Origin of the sequence: Vibrio sp. 10N.222.55.C7 (assembly GCF_041473335.1) — a bacterium.
GTDB classification, from domain to species: Bacteria; Pseudomonadota; Gammaproteobacteria; order Enterobacterales; family Vibrionaceae; genus Vibrio; species Vibrio crassostreae_C.
The window spans coordinates 1-17,429 of sequence record NZ_JBFRSC010000030.1; the positions used below are offsets into that span (position 1 = coordinate 1).

Genomic DNA, 17,429 nt, shown 5'->3' on the forward strand with positions numbered 1-17,429 from the left:
CGTATTTTAGGACGAGACAGTTAGTTTGAGAATGAAATGAGAGGGCTACTCAGGGTTCAGCTCAAGAAACTCTTCTACTTTGCGAACCATGTTTGTTGAGCCAACAAAGAAAGGTACACGTTGGTGCAGCTCAGTTGGTTTGATATCCATGATACGTTGAGCACCGTCTGAAGCGATGCCGCCCGCTTGTTCCATAAGGAAAGCAATTGGGTTGCACTCGTAAAGCAGACGCAGTTTACCTTGAGGGTGACTTTGCGTGCTTGGGTACAAGTAGATGCCGCCTTTCAAAAGGTTACGGTGGAAATCTGATACTAGAGAACCGATGTAACGTGATGTATAAGGGCGATTGTCGCTTGGCTCATTTTCTTGGCAGTACTTGATGTACTTCTTAACACCCGTAGGGAAGCGGATGTAATTACCTTCGTTGATTGAGTAAATCTTACCTTCGTCTGGAATCATCATGTTTTCATGAGATAGGCAGAAGGTACCCAGTGATGGGTCGTAGGTGAAGCCATTTACGCCAGCACCTGTTGTGTATACAAGCATGGTTGAAGAACCGTAAATCACGTAACCCGCGGCTACTTGCTTGTGTCCGGGCTGTAAGAAATCTTCTTGTGTTGGTGGTGTACCGATCGGTGATACTCGACGGTAGATAGAGAAAATTGTACCAACCGATACATTTACATCGATGTTTGATGAGCCATCTAGTGGATCCATCAGTACAACGTATTTTGCGTTTTTGTTGAGCTCTTTATTGAAGGCGACAGCTTCGTCTTCTTCTTCACTTGCAACACCACAAACTTGGTCACGGGCTTCTAGAGCCGCTTTAAATTTGTCGTTCGCGTAAAGGTCTAGCTTTTGCTGCTCTTCACCTTGCACGTTGTCTGTACCAACAGCGCCAGTGATGTCGACTAGGCCAGCCTTGTTGATCTCACGGTTAACAATTTTTGCAGCAAGTCGAATAGACGACAAAAGGGATGATAGATCACCGCTTGCATGGGGGAAGTCACTCTGTTTCTCAACAATGAACTCACCAAGGGTGCGCATCTCAGACATGTTATTTCCTTAAACTTCTCTCAATATTAGGGGGGATTTGAGCACTGTAGATTCGGCCTCTTGAGTGGGCTTTATTCATCTAGACGCTTACCTAAATTCTAAAGGTTAGATCTTTTTAATGGTAATGAACTAAGCGACACAGATCTCACTTACTATGTCGACTCAATTTGTTTTGCATTGCCGCTCGCTTTTAATCGCCATTTAATGATAATGAGTGCAAGCCGTTTTAATTAGGCACTGTTTATTTAGCCAAGCGTTTGGAAGCAATTTATGCATATTCATATCTTAGGAATTTGTGGCACCTTCATGGGTGGTGCTGCGGTATTGGCTCGTCAATTAGGTCACAAGGTTACGGGTAGTGACGCGAATGTTTACCCACCAATGAGCACCTTGTTGGAATCACAAGGGATTGAAATTATTGAAGGGTTCGACCCTAGCCAATTAGAACCAAGGCCAGATCTCGTGGTTATCGGTAACGCAATGAGCCGCGGTAATCCGTGTGTTGAGTATGTGTTGGATAACAACCTTAGATACACCTCTGGTCCTCAGTGGTTGCAAGAGTTCTTACTGCATGACCGTTGGGTGTTAGCGGTATCGGGAACGCACGGTAAGACCACGACATCAAGCATGTTGGCTTGGATCTTGGAAGACTGTGGCTATGCACCGGGCTTCTTAGTTGGCGGAGTGTTGGGTAACTTTGGTATCTCTGCTCGCCTTGGTGAAAGCATGTTCTTCGTGGTAGAAGCCGACGAATACGACAGTGCTTTTTTCGATAAACGATCTAAGTTCGTTCATTACCACCCAAGAACCTTAGTGATGAATAACCTAGAGTTTGATCATGCGGACATCTTTGACGATCTTGAAGCGATTAAGCGACAATTTCATCATTTGGTGCGTACTGTGCCAAGCAATGGTCGCATTTTCTCACCTAAGCAAGACAGCGCTATTGAAGATGTTCTAGCTCGCGGTTACTGGAGTGAAACTGAATCGAGTGGCGAGCAAGGCGACTGGGATGCCAAGAAACTGGTCAAAGATGGCTCTCAATTTGAGGTTTACTTCCAAAATGAATGTGTTGGAACCGTAAATTGGGATTTAGTGGGCGACCACAACGTAAATAATGCTTTGATGGCGATTGCAGCTGCACGTCATGTGGGCGTGACACCTGACCTTGCTTGTGAATCACTAGCTACCTTTATTAATACTAAGCGCCGTTTGGAGTTTAAAGGCGAGGTGGCAGGTGTGTCTGTTTATGACGATTTTGCTCATCACCCAACGGCGATTGAACTTACGCTCGGCGGATTACGTAATAAGGTCGACACTAAGAAAATCATTGCCGTTTTAGAGCCTCGTTCTGCCACCATGAAACGTGGTGTGCACAAAGAAATACTGGCTGATTCGTTGAAGCAGGCGGATTCTACCTACTTATTCCAACCGGATAACATTGATTGGTCAGTTCAAGATGTTGCAGACGCTTGTCACCAACCGGCACACGTGAGTGATGACATGGATGCATTCGTTGCTAAAATTGTCTCAGAGGCACAAGCTGGCGACCAAATTTTGGTAATGAGTAATGGTGGCTTTGGTGGCATTCATCAAAAACTGTTGGATGGATTGGCACTCAAAGGCTAACGGCATCCACGACCTTATAATTTGAAGTAATTGAGAACATGACAAAACACGATAAAGCGATAACCCTTGCTTTCACTGGCGCATCTGGTGCGCCTTATGGCCTGCGTTTACTTGAATGCCTTTTGGCAGCCGACTATCAGGTCTACTTGCTGATTTCATCGGCAGCGCGAGTGGTATTGGCGACCGAGCATGAACTTAAGTTACCTGCTGGGCCAGATGCGGCGAAACAAGCTTTGGTTAAACATCTTGGCTGCGCCCCTGAAAAGCTGGTGGTGTGTGGCAAAGATGATTGGTTCTCGCCGGTTGCCTCTGGTTCAGCTGCACCGAAGCAGATGGTCGTTTGCCCATGTTCCGCGGGAAGCTTGGCTTCGATTGCACATGGATTGTCGGATAACCTGATTGAGCGAGCAGCAGACGTAGTCATGAAAGAGCGAGGACAGCTGTTGTTGGTGGTTCGTGAGACGCCATTTTCGACGCTTCATCTCGAGAACATGCACAAACTTTCGACCATGGGCGTGACGATCATGCCTGCAGCCCCGGGTTTTTATCATCAACCTAAGTCAATTGAAGAACTGGTCGACTTTATGGTGGCGCGTATTCTAGATCACCTTGGTATCGAACAAGGTTTAGTGCCACGTTGGGGTTACGATCAACGTAATTGATCCAAACTTGATAGCTTATTGTTAAAAATCAAATTACAATTCTGAACACTCATCGGGGAGCGAACCATTCAAATAATGAATGCGAGCTGAGATCAAGCAGGTGCTTGGGACCCGTAAACCTGAACCAGATAATGCTGGCGTAGGAATTGAGTTAGGAACAACCTCTACCGTTCTCCTCCCTCAAACCTGTGCCGCTCAGACCATGGAGAGCGTCCAGTGAAATTCACATTAACTACCCTTGCTGTTACTACAGCTATTTCTTTTTCTGCCTTTGCTGCAGACAACACTTTGACTATATACACCTATGACTCTTTTGCTGCGGATTGGGGCCCTCGTCCTGCCGTTGAAAAAGCATTCGAAGAGAAGTGTGGTTGTGATGTGAATTTTGTCGCTCTAGAAGATGGCGTGTCTATTCTGAACCGTTTACGTCTTGAGGGCGGCAACAGCAAAGCCGATATCTTGCTAGGTCTCGACAACAACCTGATGGCTGAAGCGAAAGCGACGGGCTTATTGGCTGAGCATAATGTTGATACGTCATCGGTAACGCTTCCTAATGGTTGGAACGACAGCACTTTTGTACCCTATGACTTTGGCTACTTTGCTTTTGTTTACAATAAAGAGAAACTGGAAAACCCGCCGAAGAGCTTGAAAGAACTGGTTGAGCAGCGTGATGATCTTAAGGTCATCTACCAAGATCCACGTACATCAACACCAGGCCAAGGCATGATGCTTTGGATGAAATCAGTATACGGTGATGAAGCGACAGCAGCATGGAAGAAGCTTGCTCAGAAAACAGTGACTGTAACCAAAGGCTGGTCTGAAGCTTACTCTATGTTCCTAGAAGGCGAGTCGGATTTAGTGTTGTCTTATACAACGTCTCCGGCTTACCACATTATTGCTGAAAGCGATTCTAAGTATGCAGCAGCAAGCTTCGAAGAAGGGCATTACACTCAAGTGGAAGTGGCCGCTAAGGTTAAAGGCAGCAAGAACGAAAAGCTTGCTGATGAGTTTATGGCGTTTATCCTAAGTGATGAATTCCAATCGGCGATGCCAACAGGCAACTGGATGTACCCAGTGACCGATATTGAGCTTCCAAAAGGGTTCGAGCAACTTACGGTTCCTCAGAAAGCGCTAAGCTTTACGCCCGAAGAAATTGCAGCTAAGCGTAAGCCATGGATTCGTGAATGGCAGAGTGCACTTACTTTTTAATTTGCTTTTAAAAAATTAGCTTTCTAACTTTCTGTATTTAAAGGTTTGTTCGATGTTAACTGAGCGAACCATTTACGGTAAAAAATCAATCTATGATAAAGAAAACACCTAAGGTAGGTATCTGGGTTGCGATACTCATTACCGCCTTCGTGGTTTCAGCAGTTGGGGCATTGCTTAGCAATGCCCCTTCTCTTGATATCAGCCAAGTATGGTCCGATCCCTACTATTGGCATGTAACGAAATTCAGTTTTTATCAGGCGGCACTCTCAACGGCACTGAGTGTTGGCTTTGCTATACCTATTGCTCATGCGCTGTGTCGTAGACAATTTTTTGGACGCGCTTTGTTGTTAAGGCTGTTCGCGTCGACCTTAGTCCTGCCGGTGTTAGTGGGTGTATTTGGCTTACTTGCGATCTATGGCAATAGTGGTTGGTTAGCTAAGTTTTTGGCGAGCTTCGATATTGAATTGCCATTTTCCATATACGGATTGAATGGTATTTTGCTGGCGCACGTTTTCTTTAACTTGCCTTATGCCAGTCGCTTACTTTTACAAGCGTTAGATACCGTGCCTGCCGAGCAACACAAGCTTTGTGCTCATTTGGGTATGAGTCATTGGAACAAATTCAGATGGGTTGAATGGCCACGTTTAAGACAGCAATTGCCTCATGTGTGTGGCTTAGTCTTCATGTTGTGTTTTACCAGCTTTGCTACCGTGATGGCGCTAGGCGGTGGACCTAAATCAACCACTATCGAGCTCGCTATTTATCAGGCGATTAAATTCGACTTTGACCTTCAAGCTGGTGCCTTGCTCGCGATATGGCAAATGCTGCTGTGTGGTGTGCTAGCGGTGAGCATTCAACGCCTATCGAAGCCTATTTCAGTGACGGCCAGTCAGTTGTCTGAAGAGAAATATTTGGTTAAGGACAGCTGGTGGTCAAAAGCTTGGGATAGCTTTTGGATCATCATAGTCTCAATGCTGGTATTGCCGCCATTAGCTATGGTTATCGTCAGTGGAATTAACTCGCAGGCATTAACCGTACTCAGCAGCGAGCCGTTTTGGGCGGCGTTAATGACCTCGGTTAAAGTCGCGTCATTAGCAAGTGTTATCGCAGTTGGTATTGGTATCGCCATACTACTGACTAGCCGAGCATGGCGTTTACAGAACAAGAATTTTCGAGCCGATAAAATCGAGCTGATTGGCACTATTATCTTGGTGACTCCGGGGCTGGTGATCAGTACGGGTATCTTCTTATTACTGCGTTCATTCACCGATGTATTCAGTTTAGCTTTCTTTATCGTGATTGCCGTCAACAGCTTAATGGCGCTGCCTTACGTAATTAAAACCCTAGCTCAACCTATGCTGCATTTGTCTCAGCAGTACCAGTATGTGTGTGCAAGCTTGGGTATGACAGGTTTCACGCGTTTTAGGTTAGTGGAGTGGCGAGCATTGCGTAAGCCGATGGCGCAAGCCTTCTCGATTAGCTTTATGTTGGCGATGGGTGACTTAAGCGCGATTGCTTTGTTTGGTAGCCAAGATTTTAGAACTCTGCCTTTGTACCTATTCCAATTGTTAGGCAGCTATCAAATGGAAGCGGCGGCGGTAGTTTCTGTGAGCTTACTGTTACTGAGTGTCGGCAGTTTTAGCTTAATAGAATTCTTATTTACTCGAAGATCTAAGCTCGATGCTAAAGAATTAAGGAACCGATGATGTTAGTGATGAAAGATGTGGATTACCATTATCACAGAGAGTTGTTTAGCTTTGATTTTCAAGCTGAGCAGGGCGATATTGTTGCGCTTATGGGGCCGAGTGGTGCGGGTAAGTCTACACTGTTGGCGCTAGTTGCGGGGTTTATCGAGCCTACATCGGGTGAGATATCAGTGGCTGGGCAGTCGCTTATTGGTAAAGAAGCACATCAGCGTCCGTTGGCGATGTTGTTTCAAGAGCACAACCTGTTTGCTCACCTTACGGTGCGAGAAAATATTGGTTTAGGTCTGCATCCAGGTTTAAAGCTTACTGCAACCCAAAAGCAAGCTGTGGAGCAAGCCGCAGCGCAAGTTGGCGTCGCTGAGTATTTGGATAGGTTGCCTGAGCACTTATCCGGCGGTCAACGCCAGCGTGTTGCGTTAGCGCGTTGTTTTGTCCAACCTCATGATATTTGGCTGCTTGATGAACCTTTCTCTGCGCTTGATCCTTTGCTGCGTGAAGAGATGCTTAGCTTAGTGAAGCGATTAGCGGCAGAGCGAAATATTACGGTCTTGATGGTGACTCACCATTTAGGTGACGCACGCAGTATCGCGAATAAGTTTGTGTTTGTGGCGCTAGGTAAGGTGTTGGTTGAAGACTCGATAGAGGCACTGACGGCGGATCATCCACAGACAGAATTAAGCTCATTTGTTAAAGCGGGTGAGTGACGATTCATCACTCTTGTTTAATCTCTCTGATATTGAGTACGTAGAAAACAAAAAGACCTAGCATGCGCTAGGTCTTTTATTGTCTTACAGAATAAAGCGACAAAGATTAGTCTTCTAGCTTTAGCTCTTTTAAGATTTGGAAGATCTCACGAGAAGCCTTTGCTGGCTTGTTCGCTGATTTCTCTTTGTTAGCTTGGCGAGCTAGCTGACGAAGACGCTGACGGTCTGCTTCAGGGTACATGTCCATGACTTCTGAAATGGCAGCATCGCCTTCAGCAACAACGCGATCACGCAGTTGCTCAAGCTTGTGCAGTTCAGCGGTTGCTTGCGAGTGCTTGTTACGTACTTTATCCAAAGCCGCTTGAATTGGCTCAGGATCAACATTGCGCATTACTTTACCAATGTATTGAAGTTGACGGCGCTTCGCTTCATTTTTAAAGCGTTGTGCATCTTTAATCGCTTGTGCCAAATCTTCAGACAGAGGAAATTTGTCTAATACAGAAGGCTTTAGACCAACAAGCTCTTCTCCCAGCTTTTGCAGGGCATCCATGTCCGTTTTCATTTCTGTCTTACTTACCCAGATGATTTCTTCTTCTGGTTCCCATGGGGCTTTTTGGTTTTTGCGAGCCATCTTTTCTGCCTATGTCACTATCTCAAACGAATATATTGCCTATTTTAGCAAGAATCTTGGGGAGAAAGCGAAATTCTTGTTATCCTACGTAATATTGACCTACAAAATTAGAATAGATATGGATGTAAAACAGCAAGTCGCCCAGCAAAGAGTTGAGCTAGAAGCCGCAGTAGCAAAAGCGTTGGACATGGCCTCTGTGAGTGCCGACGCCGCTGAAGTTGCTATTACTAAGTCAACGGGTTTAAGTGTTTCAACACGTATGTGTGAAGTGGAAAACGTTGAATTTAATAGTGATGGTGCACTTGGTATTACTGTTTATCGCGGCCAGAAAAAAGGCAGCGCATCTACATCTGACCTGAGTGAGAAGGCTATTGCTCAAACGGTAGCAGCCGCGCTTGATATCGCTCAGTACACATCTGAAGACCCGTTTTCAGGTCCTGCAGCAAAAGAATACATGGTAAAAGAAATTCCAGACTTGGATCTTTTCCACCCTGACGAGCCTAACCCTGACTATGCCGCTGAGATTGCGATTGCAGCTGAGAAGCAAGCGCTCGCTTATAGCGATAAGATCAAACAGAGTGATGGCGCGAGCTACGACAGTCACTACGGTGTTAAGGTTTACGGTAACAGTCATGGCTTACTAGCCAGCTACGCTTCAAGCCGTCATAGCACGAGCTGCTGCGTGATTGGACAAGGCGCTAATGGTGAAATGGAACGTGACTACAGCTACACCGTTGCACGTCACCGTGACGAACTGTGGACGCCTGAGCGTGTAGGTCAGGAAGCTGCAGAAAAGACGATTAGCCGTTTGGATGCGAAAAAGCTACCAACAGGCCAGTACCCAATTATGTTCGCTAATGATGTGGCAACTGGCTTGATTGGTCACCTTGTTATGGCGATCAGTGGCGGTAACCTTTACCGCAAGTCGTCATTCCTATTGGATCATCTCGGTCAGAAAATCCTACCTGACTGGTTTAACATTTCTGAGCGACCACATATCTTGCGTGGTTTGGCTTCAAGCCCATTCGATAGCGAAGGTGTGTTCACTCAAGATCGTGAAATCATCACTGACGGTGTGCTAGCAACTTACCTACTAACGAGCTATGCCGCACGTAAGATGGATATGACGCCAACCGGTCATGCTGGTGGTATTCATAACTGGTTCGTTAAATCGACCGGTCAAAACTTTGAGCAGATGCTAAAAGAGTTGGGTACTGGCTTCCTAGTCACTGAAGTGATGGGCCAAGGCGTAAACACCGTAACGGGTGATTATTCACGTGGCGCTGCAGGTTTCTGGGTTGAAAACGGAGAGATCCAATACCCAGTATCAGAAGTAACAATCGCAGGTAACCTAAAAGACATGTTTACTCAGATTGTTGCTGTGGGTAACGACGTAGAAACACGTTCGCAAATTCAAACGGGTTCTATCCTGCTTGAGTCGATGAAAGTCGCGGGTGAGTAATTCAATTAAAGCGAATCTGATGAATTAAAAAAGGGAGCCGTGGCTCCCTTTTTGTTTTCTGTATTTCGCCAAAAATTGGCTAACTGCTTATGCTAACTAGATCAGTATGGTCGCTAAGCCTAGGAACACCGATAGGCCAATAACATCGGTTACTGTGGTCAGTGCCATACCGCCAGCAAGGGCTGGATCGATATTCATCTTCTTCAACATCACTGGGATAGTTACACCAGCAATACCTGCGACAATTAAGTTGGTCATCATCGCCGCTGAGATGATGCCTCCCAGTATCCAGTTACCTTTCCAAGCCACCACGATACCACCAATGATAACGGCCCATAGAACGCCGTTTAGGAAGCCGATGGCTGCCTCTTTGAGTAGCAGTTCGCGTTTGTTACTGTCACCGATATGACCGAGTGCCAAACCACGAATCACCAGAGCAACGGTTTGGTTACCCGCAACACCCCCCATCGAAGGCACGATAGTCATCAGAACCGCAATCGCTGCCATTTGATCGAGCGTTGCTTCAAACATGTTTGATACAGATGCTGCCGCCAGTGCTGCGAGTACGTTAGCACCAAGCCACACACTACGACGACGAGCAGATTTTACGACCGGTGCGAAGGTATCTTCGTCATCGTCCATACCCGCCATACTCATCATTGAGTGTTCGGCATCTTCACGGATAACATCAACCACGTCATCGATGGTGATACGACCAACAAGGTGCTGGTTACTATCGATGACAGGCGCAGAAACCCAGTTACGACGTTCAAACAGGCTCGCGATATCTGACGCACTGGTTTCTACCGCGATCGCTTCGTCGGCATCATCCATCACTTCTGAAACAGGGACATCAGGTTGAGTCGTTACTAGCGTGGTAAGTGATAGGTTACCGATAAGACGTTCTTCTTCATCAATAACATACAGAGCATCAGTTGCATCCGGCAGTTCGCCACGCATACGCATGTAGCGCAATACAACGTCAACATCGACATCACCACGAATCGTGATTACGTCAGTGTTCATGATCGCACCCGCTGAATCTTCAGGGTACGACAGGGCAGTTTCAACTAATGCACGATCGACGGAGTCCATTTGAGAAAGGACTTCGCGAGAAACATCGTCGGGTAGGCTTCGAAGTACGTACGCGACGTCATCGGTTTCCATACCTTCGGTTGCTTCTGCCAAGGTCTCAGGTGCCATTTTCGACACAAGAGCATCTTTGACGTCTTCGTTTAGTTCATCAAGAATTTCACCGTAGTCTTCAGGATCGGTGAGTTGCCAGAGTACGTCACGACTTTTGCGAGGGGAGGCTTCTAAAAGGTGTGCAATATCCTCAGGTTCCATGTCCTGAAGTTGTCGGCGTACGTGAACAAATCGGCCGTTTTCTAGGGCTTCGCTGACTTCTTGGAGGGTTTGGTGAGCTTGGTCGAATTCTAATTGCTCTGCCATATTTTCCTCCTATCTCATTATTCTTACAATGCTTGGAATAGTAACTTAATTCTAGGGCTTATTTAAATCATAAACTTAGGTAGAACTAAGATTTAATATAGGTTGGTTCACCGTTTGAGTTTGCGGTGTTGTGAGTAAAGCGTCTTAGCTACTCACCCTCATCAAACTTGTCTTCAATGAGATGACAGACGGCATCCAGTGCTTGCTGTGAATCGGTACCTGCAGCTTGAATCGTAATATGTTGCCCTTGCGCTGATTCCAGCATAAGTAACCCCATTACGCTGTCTGCTGTTGCTGTTTTATCTTCTTCGCTATGGATAGTGATGGTTGCATCAAAGCTTTGTGCAAGCTCAACCAACTTTACGGCTGCTCTAGCGTGAAGACCCAAGCGATTTTGGATCAGTACAGTTCGAGTTAATTCCATGGTTAGCCCTGTTGGTGCTTCTCTAGGGAGGCGTGTCTGATTTGAACTTGATGGCCAAGTTGCTCAAAGTACTCACCAATTTTCTGGGTTAGATAAACCGAGCGGTGTTTGCCGCCAGTACAGCCAATCGCGACCGTTAGGTAACTGCGATTGTTCTTCTCTAACATTGGTAACCACTGTTCAACAAAGCCTTGGATCTGTTGCTTGAGTTCCAGAACTTCTGAGTGTTCTTCTAGAAAGGAGTGAATTGGTGCATCTAGCCCGGTTAGTGGTCGTAGTGCAGGTTCCCAGTGAGGGTTCGGCAAAAAGCGAACATCAAACACGTAGTCGGCATCACTTGGCAAGCCATACTTAAAACCGAAAGATTGAAAGACGATGATCAGCTCTTGCTTCTCTTTGCCTTCAACTTTAAATCGAACCTTTTCACTCAATTCGTAGAGGTTGCAGTCACTGCTGTCGATCACAATGCTGGCGTGCTCTGCGAGAGGTGTCAGAAGTGTCTTCTCTAAATCAATCGCTTGCTCAAGAGAGAGCTTTTCTTGGCCAATTGATAAAGGGTGGATTCTGCGGGTTTCGCTGTAGCGCTTAAGGAGTGTCTGCTTGCTGGCATCGAGGAACAATACATCAACATCGATGTTTGTAGCTGACTCGAGTTGCTCGAGCGTGTCGGTGACTAACTGAGGCTCTTTCGGTAGGTTACGTATATCAATACTTACCGCAACGTTTTGGTTGCTTTCGCGTACCGATTCGACAAAGTTGTTGAGCAGGTTTACTGGTAGATTATCGACACAGTAATACCCCAAGTCTTCTAGGACTCGTAACGCAACACTTTTACCGGCCCCTGATTGGCCACTAACCACGATTAATCGCATGTTATTGCTCGCAAGTTGGCACTTGAATCATGATGTCGTAAAGCTCTTGATCGCTCTGAGCATTACGCAGCTGTTTAAGAGTCTGCTTGTCGTTTAGTCGTTCTGCCATACAAGAAAGGGTTTTTAGATGCTCTTTGCATTGTTCGCTAGGAACAAGCAGGGCAAATAGTAGGTCGACAGGACGATTATCAATCGCATCAAATTCGATAGGATCTTGGCATTGCAGTAATACAGCTATCGCTTTATCACTGACATTCATACGAGCATGGGGAATCGCGATACCATTACCAATACCGGTACTGCCCATCTTCTCACGGCTCAACATACACTCAAATAGCTCTGTTGAATCTTGACCGCAGCTCTCAGCTGCTATCTGGCTGATGAGCTCAAGGGCTCTTTTTTTGCTTGTGCATTGGACTGCACTTTTGGTGCAGTCCAATGAAAGTACTTCGCTTAATTGCATGTTAGTGACTACTTAGCTTTTCTTTGTGCTTGTTGAGTTGGCGGACGAGTTTATCAACCAATGAATCAATCGCGGCATACATGCTTTCATCTGTTGCTGTCGCATGGATTTCCCCCTGATTTATATGCAGGGTAGCTTCTGCGATTTGATTGATTTTCTCAACTTTTAAAACAACCTGAACGCTATTGATATGATCAAAGAAGCGCTCAAGTTTGTCGAATTTGGTGTGAACATAGTCTTGCATTGAATCGGTAAGATCAACGTGATGGCCTTGAATATTGATTTGCATAGACTTTCCTTTTCAGTTGGTTGCCTGATCATAGTTGCTAAGTAACTAGCGACTAAATGAGCTTATAGCAGGCGTTTACGCTGACTCGATGGGGCAATGCCCAGAGACTCACGGTATTTCGCTATGGTACGTCTAGCTACCTGAATTCCTTGGTCAGCCAGTAAAGCAGCAATCTTACTATCACTTAGAGGCTTCGCGGTATTTTCCGCTGCGACAAGCTTCTTGATGAGTGCGCGAATTGCTGTAGATGAACATTCACCGCCATTGTCAGTGCTGACATGGCTTGAGAAAAAGTATTTGAGCTCGAAGATGCCACGTGGCGTATGCATGAATTTTTGAGTCGTCACACGAGAGATCGTGGATTCGTGCATATCAACAGCTAACGCAACATCATTAAGAACCATTGGCTTCATCGCTTCTTCGCCATGTTCGAAGAAATCACGCTGATGTTCAACAATGCATCGCGCAACTTTGAGTAGCGTCTCATTTCGGCTCTCTAGGCTTTTAATTAACCACTTTGCTTCTTGCAAATTTGAGCGGATGTATTGATTGTCGGCGCTGTTGCCTTTACTGCCCAGATCAGCGTACTGCTGATTCACTTTCAACTTAGGCACGCTATCAGGGTTAATGGTGACTAACCATTTGCCAAGGTCTTTGAAGACAGATACATCTGGAACCACATACTCAGTTTCATCCGGAGTAATCTTACTGCCAGGACGAGGGTCCAGCTGTTGAATCAGTTGCAAAACTTCACGTAGTTCTGCTTCTTTCAACTTGGTCTCTTTGATAACCAGTTTGTAATCGCGATTGCCGAGTTGGTCGATATGGCTAGTAAGTACTAACTTAGCTTCGTTAAGCCAAGGCGTATCTTGGGGAAAGGTTGCCAGTTGCAGTAACAAGCAATCTTGCAGGTTGACTGAACCGACACCTAGCGGATCAAACTGCTGAATTCGTTTACGTACCGCTTCAATTTCATCAAGCTCGATCTCTTCATTGTCGAAGTTTTCAAGGATGTCTTCACAAGTTACAGTGAGGTAGCCGTAGTCGTCGATGGCATCGATTAATGCAAAAGCGATGCTTCGGTCGGTGTCAGTGAATGGCGTTAAGTCGAGTTGCCAAAGTAGGTAATCGTGCAGGCTTTGAGTGGTTTCGCCTTGATAAACCGGCATGTCGTCATCAATCGCAATACCCGTGTTACCGGTGTTCGCGCTGTAGACGTCTTCCCAAGTTGTGTCGATTTCTAGTTCGTTGCCAATCTCTGATTTTTCGATTAAGTCTGAGCTATCAGGTAAGTCTTGCTCTGTGGCTTCAACAGTTTCTTTTTCGTCACTGCTAGGTTTTTCTTCCGATGTTGGCGTATCTTCATTGCCTTCTTCGACATCGAGTAGTGGGTTAGATTCAAGTGCTTCTTGAATCTCTTGCTGCAAATCTAAAGTAGACAATTGCAACAAACGAATCGCTTGCTGCAATTGAGGAGTCATTGCTAACTGTTGGCCTAGCTTAAGTTGTAATGAGGGTTTCATTCAGTGTGACTTACCTAGTTATTATTCTTAGAACTCTCGATACTCTCTATATAATCATAGACGGAATTGTTCGCCTAGATAAACTTGTTTAACTTGTTCGTTATTGAGAACATCTTCAGGAGTACCCTCAGCGATCAGGTGTCCTTGGCTTACGATGTAAGCTTTTTCACACACGTCTAATGTTTCACGAACGTTGTGGTCGGTAATCAAAACGCCCAAGCCGCGATCACGCAGGTGAACAATGATTTTTTTGATATCGATTACTGAGATCGGGTCAACACCGGCGAATGGTTCATCCAATAGAATGAACTGCGGGTTTGCTGCTAGTGCACGAGCAATCTCTACACGACGACGCTCACCACCCGACAGAGCCATACCATTGCTGGTGCGGATATGTTGGATGTGGAACTCTTCTAGCAGGTCTTCCAGCTTATCTTGGCGTTGTTCGTTGGTCATTTCATCACGGGTTTGTAAAACCGCCATGATGTTGTTCTCTACGGACAACTTACGGAAAATCGATGCTTCTTGAGGCAGGTAACCGATACCAAGACGAGAGCGGCTGTGCATTGGTAAGATACTGATGTCTCGGTCATCAATGCTGATGGTACCTTCATCACGCGCCACCAAACCAACAATCATATAGAAAGATGTGGTTTTACCTGCACCGTTAGGCCCAAGCAGACCGACGATCTGGCCTGACTCTACCTGTAAGCTTACATCGGTAACAACCTTACGTTTACTGTAGGTTTTCGCTAGGTTTTTTGCTTTAAGAACAGCCATCGTTACTTATTCACTTCCGTTGGTTGTAAAACCGTTGACACTCGTTTGTTTTCACCACTGTCAGCGACTAATTTCTGAGAACCGATCTGGTAAGTGATCTTAGAACCGCGAATGATGCTGCCATCTTGAGATAACATCGCATTCTTAGTCATGATCAGTCGGTCGGCAACAAGCTGGTAGTGCAGGTCGTCAGCTTCACCGTAGAGTGTCTTACCGTCGTCAGTAAGCTGAGAGAAGGTTGCTGGCTTACCGAAGCCTTGAATTTCTTCAATCTCACCGTTTACGGCGTTACGAGTAACAATAACCTTATCGGCATTGATATTGATGCTGCCTTGTTTAAGGTTCACATCACCAAGGAAAGTCACTTGGTTACTTTTCATATCCAATTGCTGGCTGTCTGAGTCAATGTAGACAGGTTGCTCACTATCCGAAGACAGAGCATAGACATTAGGTGCCGCAAGGGTCAAAGCGAATAAACTAAGGTGTAAGAGTTTCATATCTACCTTGAACAGAATTAAAGAGGGTTGCATTGTTGGTACCGAAGTTACCTTTCATTGCTTGTCCCTCAGTTTCAAAAAATGTACCGATCATATGGACCGGAGTCTCTGAATAAAAATCTCGGCTAGGCAGCTCAACAACCATTTTATCTGTGGTCATTGTATCGAAGCTGGCTTCTGGCAACAGGTTCTTTGCTACGACGTTGTCATAAAACGTGACAACTTGATTCTCATCCATAATCGCGCGATCAGCGGTGACTTGCCATTCAATCGTGTGCCCTTCACGGAATACCGAAAGAACTGGGTTTTGAAAGTGCGTATCGCCAACTACTGAGTAGTGTTCTAAATACGTCGATTCAACCTGATAGCTGCGAATACCGCTTTCGTCGTAGCTAATGTTGTTCAGGCTTTTGCCACTAAACGCGGGCAGCTCCAAATTTGGAGCCACTTGTATCGTTGATGTTTGCTCTTTGTCGTACAAGTAATAGGTCGACCAAGAGGCAATAAATATGAGTATTAAATAGATAATACGAGTAAAACTCATATGCTTAAACCTTTATGCACGTCGAGTTCATTTCTTGCTTGTAAAATAAGGTCACAGACTTCACGTACCGCGCCATGACCACCGTTAATGGTTGTCACGTAGTTTGCACGCTTTGCAAGTAGCGGGTGCCCATCTGCCACACAGACCTTCAAGCCAACTTTTTCCATTACAGGCCAGTCAATCAGATCGTCTCCGATGTAACCTGTATTTTCAGGGTTTACAGAAAGCTTATCGCAAATATCTTGGTATGCCTTAACTTTATCGTCTTGACCTTGATAAATCAGCTTAATGCCTAGAGCGGTCATACGATTCTCAACAATTTGAGATTTGCGACCCGTGATGATCGCGATTTCAATGCCTGCGTTCATCAGTGATTTGATACCGTAACCGTCACGAGTGTGGAAGGTTTTCAGCTCTTCACCGTTGTTGCCCATGTAGATGCGACCATCAGAGAAGACACCATCGACATCGCAAATCAGCAGTTTGATCTCTTTTGCAATTGCAAATACATCTGAATTAACAGTGCCGTATAGAGTTTCGACTGTCTGTGTCATTACATTACTCCTGCTTTCAGTAAGTCATGCATGTTTAACGCTCCGACTAATTTACCTTCTTGGCATAACATCAGGCCATTGATGCTCTTCGCTTGCATCAAGTTTAAGCCCTCAACCGCGAGCATGTTTGGCTCGGCTACCGTCGGGTTTAGCGTCATCACATCACCGATCTGCGTGTTATGGATATCAACGCGTTTGTCTAAGATACGGCGTAAATCACCATCGGTAAAAATACCGGCCATTTGGCCATCTTCACCAACGATTGCTGTCATGCCTAAGCCTTTCTGAGATATCTCTAGTAGAGCGTCTCTTACTAGTGCGTCGGGTGCTACAACAGGAAGTGAATCGCCTGTGTGCATGATGTCGTCGAGCTTCAACAGCAGCTGACGACCTAAAGCGCCACCAGGATGAGACAGGGCAAAGTCTTGAGCGGTGAAGCCTCGAGCCTGCAAAAGTGCAACGGCTAATGCATCACCCATGACCAAAGTCGCCGTGGTGCTTGTTGTTGGTGCTAAGCCCAGCGGACAAGCTTCTTCCGGTACTGAAATTTGTAAATGGATATCAGACAGGGTTGCCATGTTTGATGCTGGCTTGCCTGTCATGCTGATGATCTTGATGCTCAGACGCTTTAACACAGGAAATAGGCTGAGGATTTCTCCCGATTCGCCGGAGTTGGATATTGCAATCACAATATCACCAGGTTCGATCATGCCTAAGTCGCCATGCGCCGCTTCGCCTGGGTGAACAAAGAAAGCCGATGTCCCGGTACTTGCCAATGTTGCTGCGATTTTGTTGCCAATGTGGCCTGATTTACCCATGCCCATCACAACGACTTTGCCTTTGTTGTTCAGGATAAGGTCGCAAGCTTTACAAAAATCATCATTAAAATATTGGTCTAATTGAGTGAGACCTGCAACTTCGGTTTCCAAAACTTGTTTTGCAACGCTGCGGTAATCAAATGGCTGAGACATC

General features: G+C 45.8%; 19 protein-coding genes and 1 riboswitch. Of the genes, 6 read left to right on the plus strand and 13 right to left on the minus strand.

Annotation, left to right across the window (positions count from 1 at the left end):
- Nucleotides 1-45: 45 nt before the first annotated feature.
- Nucleotides 46-1,056 carry a class 1 fructose-bisphosphatase gene (gene fbp, locus AB4482_RS11650; protein ID WP_017633404.1) on the minus strand — a complete coding sequence of 337 codons (1,011 nt, stop codon included), beginning with the start codon at nt 1,054-1,056 and terminating at the stop codon, nt 46-48.
- 270 nt (nt 1,057-1,326) lie between these two features.
- On the opposite strand from fbp, the gene mpl reads away from it, so the two are divergent.
- From mpl to thiQ, 5 genes are all read left to right on the plus strand, one after another.
- A complete protein-coding gene (mpl, locus tag AB4482_RS11655) occupies nt 1,327-2,685 on the plus strand; it encodes a UDP-N-acetylmuramate:L-alanyl-gamma-D-glutamyl-meso-diaminopimelate ligase (protein WP_372180981.1) in 1,359 nt (452 codons plus the stop codon).
- 38 nt (nt 2,686-2,723) lie between these two features.
- Nucleotides 2,724-3,347, plus strand: a complete 624-nt coding sequence (locus AB4482_RS11660; protein ID WP_372128573.1) for a flavin prenyltransferase UbiX — start codon at nt 2,724-2,726, stop codon at nt 3,345-3,347.
- Nucleotides 3,348-3,390: 43 nt separating this feature from the next.
- A riboswitch (TPP riboswitch) is annotated at nt 3,391-3,510 on the plus strand.
- Between the two features lie 53 nt (nt 3,511-3,563).
- Entirely contained in the window at nt 3,564-4,556 is a 993-nt protein-coding gene (thiB, locus tag AB4482_RS11665) for a thiamine ABC transporter substrate binding subunit (RefSeq protein WP_102320274.1), read from the plus strand.
- 92 nt (nt 4,557-4,648) lie between these two features.
- Nucleotides 4,649-6,262, plus strand: coding sequence for a thiamine/thiamine pyrophosphate ABC transporter permease ThiP (gene thiP, locus AB4482_RS11670; protein ID WP_372180982.1), 1,614 nt, complete (start codon nt 4,649-4,651; stop codon nt 6,260-6,262).
- Nucleotides 6,262-6,966 (plus strand): thiamine ABC transporter ATP-binding protein, encoded by a 705-nt coding sequence (gene thiQ / locus AB4482_RS11675; RefSeq protein ID WP_017071293.1) that lies wholly within the window; start codon nt 6,262-6,264, stop codon nt 6,964-6,966. The genes thiP and thiQ overlap by 1 nt, the downstream gene beginning before the upstream one ends.
- A gap of 106 nt (nt 6,967-7,072) precedes the next feature.
- On the opposite strand, the gene yjgA is transcribed toward thiQ, so the two are convergent.
- Complete coding sequence (yjgA, locus tag AB4482_RS11680; RefSeq protein ID WP_239716708.1) at nt 7,073-7,597, minus strand: ribosome biogenesis factor YjgA; 525 nt, start codon at nt 7,595-7,597, stop codon at nt 7,073-7,075.
- Between the two features lie 118 nt (nt 7,598-7,715).
- On the opposite strand from yjgA, the gene pmbA reads away from it, so the two are divergent.
- Nucleotides 7,716-9,059, plus strand: coding sequence for a metalloprotease PmbA (pmbA, locus tag AB4482_RS11685; RefSeq protein WP_171733234.1), 1,344 nt, complete (start codon nt 7,716-7,718; stop codon nt 9,057-9,059).
- A gap of 96 nt (nt 9,060-9,155) precedes the next feature.
- Here pmbA and mgtE read toward each other — a convergent pair whose 3' ends face one another.
- The 11 genes from mgtE to kdsD all read right to left on the minus strand — a co-directional run bounded on the left by mgtE (nt 9,156) and on the right by kdsD (nt 17,428).
- A complete protein-coding gene (gene mgtE / locus AB4482_RS11690; protein ID WP_017058911.1) occupies nt 9,156-10,511 on the minus strand; it encodes a magnesium transporter in 1,356 nt (451 codons plus the stop codon).
- A gap of 148 nt (nt 10,512-10,659) precedes the next feature.
- The gene (locus tag AB4482_RS11695; protein ID WP_017066670.1) at nt 10,660-10,935 is read right to left on the minus strand and encodes an HPr family phosphocarrier protein; all 276 of its coding nucleotides are present in this window, start codon (nt 10,933-10,935) and stop codon (nt 10,660-10,662) included.
- A 2-nt stretch (nt 10,936-10,937) separates the two neighbouring features.
- Nucleotides 10,938-11,807, minus strand: a complete 870-nt coding sequence (rapZ, locus tag AB4482_RS11700) for an RNase adapter RapZ (RefSeq protein ID WP_017063735.1) — start codon at nt 11,805-11,807, stop codon at nt 10,938-10,940.
- Nucleotide 11,808: 1 nt separating this feature from the next.
- Nucleotides 11,809-12,270, minus strand: coding sequence for a PTS IIA-like nitrogen regulatory protein PtsN (ptsN, locus tag AB4482_RS11705; RefSeq protein ID WP_004738707.1), 462 nt, complete (start codon nt 12,268-12,270; stop codon nt 11,809-11,811).
- Nucleotide 12,271: 1 nt separating this feature from the next.
- Entirely contained in the window at nt 12,272-12,559 is a 288-nt protein-coding gene (gene hpf, locus AB4482_RS11710; protein ID WP_009847742.1) for a ribosome hibernation promoting factor, read from the minus strand.
- A gap of 62 nt (nt 12,560-12,621) precedes the next feature.
- A complete protein-coding gene (locus tag AB4482_RS11715) occupies nt 12,622-14,082 on the minus strand; it encodes an RNA polymerase factor sigma-54 (RefSeq protein WP_017058913.1) in 1,461 nt (486 codons plus the stop codon).
- A 54-nt stretch (nt 14,083-14,136) separates the two neighbouring features.
- On the minus strand, nt 14,137-14,862 hold the full coding sequence (gene lptB / locus AB4482_RS11720; protein ID WP_004735304.1) for an LPS export ABC transporter ATP-binding protein: 726 nt from the start codon (nt 14,860-14,862) through the stop codon (nt 14,137-14,139).
- 2 nt (nt 14,863-14,864) lie between these two features.
- Nucleotides 14,865-15,359, minus strand: a complete 495-nt coding sequence (gene lptA / locus AB4482_RS11725; RefSeq protein ID WP_017058914.1) for a lipopolysaccharide transport periplasmic protein LptA — start codon at nt 15,357-15,359, stop codon at nt 14,865-14,867.
- Nucleotides 15,340-15,903, minus strand: a complete 564-nt coding sequence (gene lptC / locus AB4482_RS11730; RefSeq protein WP_004735306.1) for an LPS export ABC transporter periplasmic protein LptC — start codon at nt 15,901-15,903, stop codon at nt 15,340-15,342. Before lptC ends, lptA begins: the two co-directional genes overlap by 20 nt.
- The gene (kdsC, locus tag AB4482_RS11735; RefSeq protein WP_017058916.1) at nt 15,900-16,457 is read right to left on the minus strand and encodes a 3-deoxy-manno-octulosonate-8-phosphatase KdsC; all 558 of its coding nucleotides are present in this window, start codon (nt 16,455-16,457) and stop codon (nt 15,900-15,902) included. The genes lptC and kdsC overlap by 4 nt, the downstream gene beginning before the upstream one ends.
- Nucleotides 16,457-17,428, minus strand: coding sequence for an arabinose-5-phosphate isomerase KdsD (kdsD, locus tag AB4482_RS11740; RefSeq protein WP_017058917.1), 972 nt, complete (start codon nt 17,426-17,428; stop codon nt 16,457-16,459). Before kdsD ends, kdsC begins: the two co-directional genes overlap by 1 nt.
- Between the last annotated feature and the right edge of the window lies 1 nt (nt 17,429).